Origin of the sequence: Megasphaera sp. UBA4382 (assembly GCF_002391155.1) — a bacterium.
GTDB classification, from domain to species: Bacteria; Bacillota; Negativicutes; order Veillonellales; family Megasphaeraceae; genus Megasphaera; species Megasphaera hexanoica.
This window is the reverse complement of record NZ_DGRS01000081.1, coordinates 19,716-27,747: the sequence shown is the minus strand read 5'-3', so window position 1 is coordinate 27,747 and position 8,032 is coordinate 19,716. Positions and strand designations below refer to the sequence as shown.

Annotated in this window: 5 protein-coding genes and 1 rRNA gene (1 of these 6 running past the window's edge); all 6 read right to left on the bottom strand. The window is 49.6% G+C overall.

Annotated features, from left to right (window positions below; all coding sequences use genetic code 11):
• A 16S ribosomal RNA gene (locus B4H10_RS09915) occupies positions 1-354 on the bottom strand (its annotated part extends 612 nt beyond the left edge of the window); the annotation flags it as partial.
• A 409-nt stretch (positions 355-763) separates the two neighbouring features.
• The gene (gene carB, locus B4H10_RS09910; protein WP_292018754.1) at positions 764-3,973 is read right to left on the bottom strand and encodes a carbamoyl-phosphate synthase large subunit; all 3,210 of its coding nucleotides are present in this window, start codon (positions 3,971-3,973) and stop codon (positions 764-766) included.
• A gap of 215 nt (positions 3,974-4,188) precedes the next feature.
• Positions 4,189-4,671 carry a MarR family winged helix-turn-helix transcriptional regulator gene (locus tag B4H10_RS09905; protein WP_059075774.1) on the bottom strand — a complete coding sequence of 161 codons (483 nt, stop codon included), beginning with the start codon at positions 4,669-4,671 and terminating at the stop codon, positions 4,189-4,191.
• Between the two features lie 160 nt (positions 4,672-4,831).
• Positions 4,832-5,707 carry an NAD(P)-dependent oxidoreductase gene (locus tag B4H10_RS09900; RefSeq protein ID WP_292018753.1) on the bottom strand — a complete coding sequence of 292 codons (876 nt, stop codon included), beginning with the start codon at positions 5,705-5,707 and terminating at the stop codon, positions 4,832-4,834.
• A gap of 13 nt (positions 5,708-5,720) precedes the next feature.
• Positions 5,721-6,689 carry a D-2-hydroxyacid dehydrogenase gene (locus B4H10_RS09895; protein ID WP_075582076.1) on the bottom strand — a complete coding sequence of 323 codons (969 nt, stop codon included), beginning with the start codon at positions 6,687-6,689 and terminating at the stop codon, positions 5,721-5,723.
• Positions 6,690-6,757: 68 nt separating this feature from the next.
• Entirely contained in the window at positions 6,758-7,933 is a 1,176-nt protein-coding gene (locus B4H10_RS09890) for an iron-containing alcohol dehydrogenase (RefSeq protein WP_292018752.1), read from the bottom strand.
• Positions 7,934-8,032 lie beyond the last annotated feature (99 nt).

The window sequence follows — 8,032 nt, the reverse complement described above, 5'->3', positions numbered from 1 at the left end:
GGCCGTGTCTCAGTCCCAATGTGGCCGTTCATCCTCTCAGACCGGCTACTGATCGTCGCCTTGGTGGGCCGTTACCCCTCCAACCAGCTAATCAGACGCAAGCCCCTCCTGCAGCGATAGCATATTCAGAGGCCATCCTTTCAAGCTGCCCCCATGCGGGAGCTGCTTCGTATTCGGTATTAGCAGCCGTTTCCAGCTGTTGTCCCCATCTGCAGGGCAGGTTGCTTACGCGTTACTCACCCGTTTGCCACTCGATTCCATAAAAAGCAAGCTTTCCATGTCCTCTCGTTCGACTTGCATGTGTTAAGCACGCCGCCAGCGTTCGTCCTGAGCCAGGATCAAACTCTCCATGATATGTGAAGAGCACTAGCTCATTCTTACTATTGTTGGTTTGTTACTCATTGTTTGACGTTCTATCTCTAGAACCTCGCACTACCGAGTTAATCTCGGTATAAGTGATTCGCTCATGTTTGCGCGTCGCCTTTCGGCTCCTTCAAACATGGCTCTCTACTTATCTGGCGTTCATTCGTATGTTGCATTGTTCAGTTTTCAAAGGTCATCTCGTCGTCTTTGTTTCTGTTGTCTCCCGACGACTTGTATATCTTACCAAATCCTTCGTTCGATGTCAAGTAAAAAATCTATTTTTTTTGACATTTCTTTTGATTTATCTCTGACAAGGCCATTATACAGCAAAAGAGGCCACTGTATCGTGAAAAATACAGCAGCCCCTTCCTTTAATTGATAATTAAATTTTCCTCTTTTTTCACTTATCCGTAATAGTATGCTGCCATTCCTGCAATGACAATACGGGACTGCGCCCATGAGTAATCATGCGGTGCATGCCTTCTACGCTGGCTCTGGCCGCGACAATGGTAGTCACATAGGGAATATGAGCCCGGACGGCTGCTTTACGCAGGGCCCCATCATCATCAGCTGCATCTTTACGCACAGATGGCGTATTGATTACCATCTGAACCGTACCATCGGCAATCAGGTCTTCTATATTCGGGCTGCCTTCTCCCAGCTTGTTCGCCCGTTTGACCGGGATACATGCCGCCTGCAGCAGTTCAAATGTCTTATCCGTCGCATAGATAGCAAAATCATCTTCGGCGAATTCCTGTGCAATTGCAGCGATATAGGGTTTATCAGCATCACTGACGGAAATAAGTACAGCTCCTTCCAGAGGCAGTGTTCCCCCTGCCGCTTCTTCTGCCTTATAGAACGCTTCACCTGATGTCTTTGCCAGTCCCAATACTTCACCCGTAGAACGCATTTCCGGTCCCAATACGGGGTCTACTTCCGGGAACATATCAAACGGGAATACGGATTCCTTAACTCCATAAAAGGGAATATGTCTTTCTGTTAACGAAGGAACAGGCGATTCCTTCCCTGTCAGTGGCAGCGTCATGATTTCTGCAGCCAGTTCTGGCAAGGGGATATGGCATAGCTTGGAAACCAGGGGCATCGTACGCGACCCTCCCAGATTGACTTCCAGGACATATACCTGGTCATCTTCAATGGCATATCGTATATTCATTAACCCCATAACGTGGAAAGACACTGCTATTTTTTCCGTATATTTCTGAATCTGCTTCAGTGCTTCTCCGGCAATATGACGGCTTGGAATGACACAGGCACTATCTCCGGAGTGAATCCCTGCCAGTTCAATATGCTCCATGACCGCCGGTATAAATACGTGTCTGCCATCGCTTACGGCATCGGCTTCACATTTCAGCGCCGTGTGCAGGAAACGATCAAGATATACAGGGTAGTCAGCCGTAATACCAGCCTTTTTCATCGCCGTTTCCAGAGTGGCCGGATCATGAATGATGGTCTTGGAATCACCTATATGCAGCACCACCGGATATCCTATCTGTTCTGCTACATGCAACGCATCCTCTGGCTGGACAGCTGAACCAGACTCTGGCACAGGAACAGCGATCTTGTTCATCATGTCCTGGAATTGGTGCCAGTCCCCGGCAAGATTCAGGCTGCCCGGGTCCGTTCCCAGAATATGCACGCCTTCTGCCTGCAGAGCCACTATAAGTTTTTCTGCTGCCCTTCCTCCAAACTGGCCGATGACGCCGACTGGTTTTTCATGACGGCAGATTTCCAGTACATGTTCGACTGTCAGCGGTTCAATATACACCGTATCTGCAGCATCCTCTCCAGTCGATACAGCTGCCGGGTCACAATTGACCATAATGGTTTCAAATCCTGATTTTTTCAACGCTGCCATAGCCCGGATACATCCATAATCGGATTCCCCGCTCTGGCCAATACGTTCAGGACCGCTCCCCAATACGATAATTTTAGGTTTCCCCTGCCGTACGGTATGCTGATTTTCTCCATTGTATGTAGAAAAACAGCCCGTCTGCCGCATAGCGCTGTTAACGGAAACAGCCTGCCATTTTTCCGTCAGAGCAATCGACTGCCGGTGTATGCGGATTGCATCTTCCGGCACCTCCAGAATATGGCTCAGACAGGCATCGGAAAATCCATCTTTCTTGGCCTGTACCAGTACCGCATCAGAGGGAATTGCCCCCTTCAATTCTCTGAGGGCATTTTCTTCATCCGCCAATTCTTTAATCTGTGTAATGAACCAGGAATGAACCTGTGTTATTTTTTGTATTTCTTCCGGGGCAGCTCCCTTGCGAAGCGCTTCATACATCATAAAGTATCGTTCCGATGAAGGAACAGCTAACTTTCGCATCAATTCATCCGGGGTCATTGCCATGAACATTTCATCCTGGCCCAGTCCGTACCGTTTCTGTTCCAGCGAGCAGACAACTTTTTGCAATGCTTCTTTAAAGGTTCTCCCCAGTGCCACCGCTTCACCGATGGACCGCATCTGCGTTCCCAGTATGTCTTTGGCACCATCATAGGGATGGAAATCCCAGCGCGGGAATTTTACAGCTATCGGACCATGCCCCGGCTGATACTGATCCATCGTTCCCCAGTCAGCACAGGGGATTTCCCGGAGTAACAGACCGGCTGCCAGTCTGGCTGAAATGCTGGCAACGGGAACCCCCGTCACCTTTGAAGCCAGTACAGAAGAACGGGACATCCGTGGATTGAAGGAGATGACAGTTACGCGGCCATCCTGCTGATTCCAGGCAAATTTTATATCAGCACAGCCGATGATTCCCATATGTTCCACAATTAAGGTTCCCTGACGCTGAATTTCCTTTTGTACATCCTCCGGAACAGTCAGCATAGGAATCACAGAAACAGAATCCCCCGTATGAATTCCCACAGGGTCCAGATTTTCCATAAAGCACACCGGCACAACGGTATGTTCCGCATCACGGAGCACCACCAGTTCCAATTCTTTCCACCCGGTCAGCGTCTCTTCAACCAGGACCTGCCGGGCCTGGCCGGACTGCAGAGTACGGGCACAAAGCGCCCGGAGCGACGGTTCATCCTCTGCTATGCCGCTTCCGCTGCCTCCACATGTATATGCAGGGCGGAGTACGACGGGATATTCCATTTTACCTGCCGCCGCCAGGACTTCCTCGACGCTGGAGCAGACAATGCTCCGGGCAGTCTGAAGTCCCAATTCATCCATGGACTTTTTAAATGCGATGTGGTTTTCTCCGCCTTCGACAATATTCATCGGTATGCCGGCAATACGGACTCCGTATTGTGCCAGGATTCCCTTTTTATTTAATCCGGCACATACACGAATGGCAAGATGCCCGCCCATACCGGGCAATAGTGCGTCGGGCCGTTCCTTTTCAATCACCCGCGTCAGGCATTCTTCATTGAGTGGTTCAATATAAGTATGATCTGCTACAGATAGATCCGTCACAACTGCTGCCGGATTGGAATCAACGAGCACGACATCATAGCCCAGGCTGCGCAGAGCTTTACACGCCTGCGTGCATGAATAATCAAATTCAGAAGCCTGTCCAATGACAGCCGGGCCGGAGCCAATAACTACTATTTTTTGAATATCTCTTCGTTGGGCCATATTCATCTCTCCCCACAGTTATAGCACATGATTATGTCTATTTCACATTAATGGTATCATATTATATCCTGATAAGCAACGCTCAAACATGTGTCTCCGGCTATTTCTCTGCAGATTATTACCGGTCCCGGGCAATCCGTTCTGTTCCGGCAAAAATATGCTGCGCCAGTCCCCTGCCTTTGACAGCATTATCTACGGCAGTTCTGTGAATTCCATCATACGCCTCCCTTTCCTATATCAGAAGGATTCTTATACTCATGAAATAATAGCCAGTCTGTTTCGACTGACTGCTGGACACGCTCTATCAGCCCCAATAGCAGACGCCGTTCTTCTGCCGACATGCCTCGGAAACAAACTTCCAGCTCGCGGTTTTCTTCCGCCAGGATTTCATCATATACCTGCCCGGCTTTCACCGTAGGAAACAGATTCCATGCCCGGCCGTCCCGGGAATCAGGTTTGCGCAGGACATAGCCGGCTTCCATCAGTTTGCGCACGGCTTTGGCAGTCGTCCCTTTATCGACGCGGCACATCCGTGTCAGCTCAATCTGCTTAATACCCGGATGTTCACAAATGCGCGTCAAAAAAATAAACTGCCCACGCTGTAACTGCTTATTACGAAACCTAAGCTCCATAACAGACTGGATACTACGGTATATAGCTCCTATATCCCGCAATAAAAGACTCTGTAATGTCATCATCTCATCCCTCCTACTTAGTTGAAAGTTCAACTAAGTAAAGTATAGAAAGAATAGAGTGATTTGTCAAGTCGTATCTTCCTAAAAAGAAAGCTGGAGCAAAATGAAAAAAGGTTCATTTAACTCCAGCTTACCTCCGCATCAGTTCTACGGACAGACCGTGCTATTTTTCCATATCGATATAATGTTTAATCAGAGCCTGGGATCCTTCGTTTCCATGTCCTTTAGCTGCCAGGTCTTCAAAATCAGCCAGTACTTCTGGAACCATATCCAGCTTCAGCCCCAATGTATCCGCTTCCTGCGAAGCCAGTTTTAAGTCTTTGATGATATGTTTGATAAAAAATCCCGGCTGATAATTTCCGGCAAGAATCTTGGGGCCGAGAGCAGACAGCTGGGCACTGCCGCCGGCTCCCGTAGACAGGGAGTCGAATAATACCTGCAAATCCATGCCACGGGCCTTCCCATAGGCCAGTGCTTCGCAGACACCGCTCAGGGCACCGGCCACGAGAATCTGATTAGCCATTTTGGCATGCTGGCCATTTCCCGCCTGGCCCTGGTAATTAATATTGGTGCCTACAGCCTGGAAAATCGGCATGCAAGCTTCGTAATCTTCCTTGTCTCCGCCGACCAGCATAGACAAAATACCTTTGATAGCCCCGCTTTCACCACCTGTGACGGGGACATCCAGAACATGAAATCCTTTTTCGCTGCCGTCTTCGTGAAGCCGGACTGCCAGAGACGGGCTGGATGTCGTGCAATCGATCAAATACGCTCCTTTTTTGGCCGAATCAAAGATATTATCTTTTCCATAGTACACTTCTTCTACGTCTTTTGGAAATCCGACCATGGTAATGACCGCATCACACCCTTGCACGCATTCCTTGATAGAATGATAAAAAGCAGCCCCTTCGGCAATGACATCTTCGACTTTTTCTTTGTGCCGCGCAAAGATATGTAACGAAAAACCGGCTTTCATGAGATTCCGTACCATCGGTTTTCCCATAATACCTACACCAATAAAAGCTATTGTCTGAATCATATTCCTTGCCTCCCTATTTTTTATAGCCTGTCTGAAAATCTACGATATTTTTCATCTTGCCACCATAGAAATAGGCCTCTAAGTTTTCACAGGCAATCTGCACAATCCGGTTGTGCGTTTCTGCCAGATGATATCCGCCGGAAACGTGGGGTGTAATATAAATCCCCGGTACCTGCCACATAGGATCATCGGCCGGCAGTGGTTCCGGATCGGTCACATCCAGAGCAGCACCTGCCAGATGCCCCGATTTCACGGCTTCCATCAGATCTTCCTGAACGACACAGTTGCCGCGGCCGATATTGATGAACCAGGCTCCCTGTTTCATCGCCGCGAAGCGTTCCTTGTTATAAAGATGGTATGTAGCCGGCGTATCAGGCAGGCTGGTTGCCACAATATCCGCCTTAGCCAGATAGTCATCCAGTTTATCCATCGTTCCCATTTCATCTGCTTCCGGCGGGACTACCGTACTGCGGCGGCGGATTCCCGTCACATGGGCCCCCAAAGCCTTCAGGCGTTTGCCAAATTCACTGCCGATATCGCCGAACCCGATGACCAGCGCCCGGGCCCCGTATACGGATGTGACCGGTCCTTCGTCTTTCCAAAGGCTTTGCTTCTGATTATCATAATAGGCATATAATTTCTTCATCATCGCCAGCAGCTGGGCCAGCATATGTTCCGACAGTGCCAGTCCGTAGGCTCCGGTCGCATTGGTGAGGACCGCCCCTTCCGGCAGGACCCCTTTTTTTATATACGCACCAGTCCCGGCACTGTTCAGCTGCATCCAGCGCAGATTCGGTGCTTTCTTCACCAGTTCAGGATCCAGATTGCCTATGATGATTTCTGTATCAGACAATACATCTTCCGGTACCTGTGCACCTACGGCTGCCTGATTATCGGCAAAATAAACCGGGTAATCTCCGGCGGCTGCATTCAGCCACTTTTTGTGTTCTTCTGTCACCGGCATAGCTACTACTATTTTCATACAAATCCTCCTCAAAAATGCACTAGTATACTTTTCCATATTAACGATTTTACGTATTTTCAGGCTGTTTACAGTGCCGCTTTATATATGCGGTACATGTCTTCTTCATCCAGAACTTTTGCCGATCCCTGATGACCGCCACACCCTCTGGCACACAGACGAGCCATTTGCTTCAGCTGATCATCTGTAGGAGTGATGCCTAATTCGTGAATAGAGATGGGCATTCCAATGGAATGATAAAACGATTCCATCTGTTCAATCCCCGCCAAAGCCACCCTGTCGTCAGGACCTTCGGACACACCCATGACCTGTCTGGCAAACCGCACAAACCGTGGCAGGCAATCGCGATAGACGTATCGTGCCCATGTACCCCAGATAGCTGCCAGGCCGGCCCCGTGGGTCACATCAAACATGCCGCTCAGTTCATGTTCCAGTTTGTGGCAGGAAAAATCGCCGCCGTCATTGCCGCATCCCGTGAGGCCGTTATGAGACAGGCTGCCGGCCCACATGATTTCTGCCCGCGCTTCATACTGTTCCGGATGTGCATGGAGAATGACGGCATATTTCATTACCGTACGGAGTAATCCTTCCGCTATGCTATCGGTAATTTCCATATTGCCACCTTGCGTAAAATATCGTTCCATCGTGTGCATCATAATATCCGTACACCCGGCCTGGGTCTGCCAGTCCGGCAGGGTCATGGTCAGCTCAGGATTCATAATGGCAAATTTTGCCCGTGCCAGGTTTGTATTGCACGACCGTTTAAGCCCTTCATCTTCTTTGGTGATGACCGAACTATTGCTCATTTCACTGCCCGCTGCGGCAATGGTCAGTACGCAGCCTACAGGCATACAGGCCTGGGGCTTGCGTTTCCCGCAGTAAAAATCCCAGACATCCCCATCATTTGCCAGCCCATAGGCGATGGCCTTTGCTGAGTCAATGACGCTGCCGCCTCCCACTGCCAGGACGAAATCGACATGGGCTTTCCGGCACAGTTCAATCCCCTGATACACCAGTGATAAATGAGGATTGGGGACGACACCGCCCAGTTCGACATACGAAACACCGGCTTCATCCAGAGACTGTCTGACCCGCTGGATCAGGCCAGAACGGACGGCACTGCCTCCGCCGTAGTGTATCAGAACAGACGTACCGCCATATTCTTTCACGAGTGCCCCCGCCTGGTTTTCCGTTCCTCTGCCGAAGACAACCCGGGTGGGAGCATAAAATTCGAAATTATACATCAACATCACTCCTTGTTCCATAATCACCGGTACTCTAACCAAATTGTACCTATCCACCGTCATTTCTGCAAGCGCTTTTTATGGAACTCCGTCCGATTA

What these genes read in the sequence shown, in the direction of transcription:
- carB (WP_292018754.1), bottom strand. Translation starts at nt 3,973, where the DNA reads ATGGCCCAACGAAGAGATATTCAAAAAATAGTAGTTATTGGCTCCGGC.
- B4H10_RS09905 (WP_059075774.1), bottom strand. Translation starts at nt 4,671, where the DNA reads ATGATGACATTACAGAGTCTTTTATTGCGGGATATAGGAGCTATATAC.
- B4H10_RS09900 (WP_292018753.1), bottom strand. Translation starts at nt 5,707, where the DNA reads ATGATTCAGACAATAGCTTTTATTGGTGTAGGTATTATGGGAAAACCG.
- B4H10_RS09895 (WP_075582076.1), bottom strand. Translation starts at nt 6,689, where the DNA reads ATGAAAATAGTAGTAGCTATGCCGGTGACAGAAGAACACAAAAAGTGG.
- B4H10_RS09890 (WP_292018752.1), bottom strand. Translation starts at nt 7,933, where the DNA reads ATGTATAATTTCGAATTTTATGCTCCCACCCGGGTTGTCTTCGGCAGA.